The organism is Mycobacterium sp. TH-M103 (assembly GCF_057473785.1).
The window spans coordinates 1-1,928 of record NZ_JBYCLG010000233.1; the positions used below are offsets into that span (position 1 = coordinate 1).

Consider the following 1,928-nt stretch of genomic DNA (forward strand, 5'->3'; position numbering starts at 1 on the left):
GGGCGACGGCAGCATGCACGACCTGTTGATGAGCAACTTCTTCGCCCAGACCCAGGTGCTGGCGTTCGGCAAGACGGCCGAGGAGATCGCCGCCGAAGGAACACCCGAAGATGTCGTGCCGCACAAGGTCATGCCCGGCAACCGGCCGTCCACCTCGATCCTGGCCGACCGCCTCACCCCGTCGGTGCTGGGCCAGCTGATCGCCCTCTACGAGCATCAGGTGTTCACCGAGGGCGTCGTGTGGGGCATCGACTCGTTCGACCAGTGGGGTGTGGAACTGGGCAAGACGCAGGCCAAGGCGTTGCTTCCGGTGCTCACCGCCGACGCCGCCCCCGACCCGCAGCCGGACAGCTCCACCGACGCGCTGGTCCGTCGCTATCGCGCCGAAAGAGGGCGCGCGAGCTAACCTTTCGAGAGCTCGGCACCGAATCGGCGCACAAAGGTGCGCAGGCGTTCTCCGGATGCGTTCTGCGGGTCGCTGAGGTGCAACTGCAGCAGTTCGCGACCGGCGGCGTGCAGGACCCGGGCGGTGTATTCCGGCTCGTGCAGTTCGGGATTGCGGCGCAGCAGTTCCGTGACGAAGAACTCGAGCACGACGGCCTGGGATTGCGCCAGGCGCGCGTACAACTGCGGCGGAGCGCCCTGCGGCGGGAACAAGAACAGCCGCCACGTTGCCGGGTGGGCGTCGACGGCGGCCAGCACGCCGTCGAACGCGAGCACCAACGACTGGTCCCCGGGGGCGGTGTCCAGCCCGGCGATCGCCTCGGCGAACTGGGCGCCGGCCCGTGCCGCCTCGCGGTCGATGAGTTCGACGAACAGCCCCGCCAGATCCCCGAACTTCTGATAGATCAACGACCGGTTGATGCCGGCCTCTTCGGCGATGCGATTCGGCGTCGCCGCGTGGAACCCTTCGGCGTCGACGATCGCGTGCGTGACGTCGAGAATCTGCTCGCGGCGCCCTTGGGCGGTCATCCGGCGCTTCGGGACGTCCACGGTGCTCACCCTTGACAGCTTAACTAACAAGTTGTGAGTATTACTCACCAAGTGTTAGTTACCCGGGAGGTCGTCATGGTCGCGTATTACCCCGAGCTCGCCCGCCGGGTCCGGAGCCAACGCGACCTGCAGCCCGAGCTGTACGGGGACTTCGACTTCGACCGGCGACCGGACCGCCTGGCCACCGAGCCCGACGCCGAATCGGCCCTGCCCGCCTGGATCGCCGAGCGCGCCACGATCCTCGACGACGAGCGCGTCGTCGAGCTGATGAGCACGGCCACCATGCTCGGCGACGTCGTGGCCGATCCCTATGCCGCGCTGATGACCACGCACAGCGTCACGCACCTGATCGACATGCTCAAGACGGCCTGCCGCAAGGGGATCGAGGCCGTGCCCGACGCGCCCCCCGAACTCGCGGCGTTCATCGCCGCCATGGAGGCCACCCCCGAGTGGATCGACTTCGACCTGGTCCGTGAGGGCGCCCGGCAGGAGCGCATCCCCGCGGCGCTGCTGGCCCCGTTCATCACGCGGGGAGCCTTCGTGGCGACCTTCACCAACACCTATGCCGCGCTGCCGATGGCCCTGACCGGCGCGCTGTCGGGCAAGCGGGCCGCGCGGCGGGTCAACGAGACGGCCAGTTTCTTCGCCGTCACCACGCTCCCCGGAGCACTCGACCGCTACGGCCCCGGGTTCGAGGCGGCCGCCATGGTCCGGTTGATGCACTCGATGGTCCGCTACAACGCGCTCAAGAAGTCGGACAAATGGGACGTCGCGGTCTACGGGATGCCGGTTCCGCAGGTCGACCAGATGCCCGCCGGGATGATCGGCCAATACCTGTTGGCCCGCAAGGCGCGCCAGCAGGGCCGCAGCGAGTTCACCGCCGCCGAACGCGCCGTCGTCGAATTCGCCAGGTACCGCTGCTTTCTGCTCGGCCT

General features: G+C 68.4%; 2 protein-coding genes and 1 pseudogene. 2 read left to right on the forward strand and 1 reads right to left on the reverse strand.

Going from position 1 to position 1,928, the window contains the following annotated elements; all coding sequences use genetic code 11:
• Positions 1–406, forward strand: a pseudogene (locus AC2VOR_RS13535) (glucose-6-phosphate isomerase); the annotation flags it as partial.
• On the opposite strand, the gene AC2VOR_RS13540 reads toward AC2VOR_RS13535, so the two are convergent.
• On the reverse strand, positions 403–972 hold the full coding sequence (locus tag AC2VOR_RS13540; protein ID WP_369741457.1) for a TetR/AcrR family transcriptional regulator: 570 nt from the start codon (positions 970–972) through the stop codon (positions 403–405). The pseudogene AC2VOR_RS13535 and the gene AC2VOR_RS13540 sit on opposite strands and share 4 nt — an antisense overlap.
• A 96-nt stretch (positions 973–1,068) precedes the next feature.
• On the opposite strand from AC2VOR_RS13540, the gene AC2VOR_RS13545 reads away from it, so the two are divergent.
• Positions 1,069–1,928 (forward strand): oxygenase MpaB family protein (locus AC2VOR_RS13545; RefSeq protein WP_486963939.1); only part of this gene is annotated, 860 nt, incomplete at its 3' end.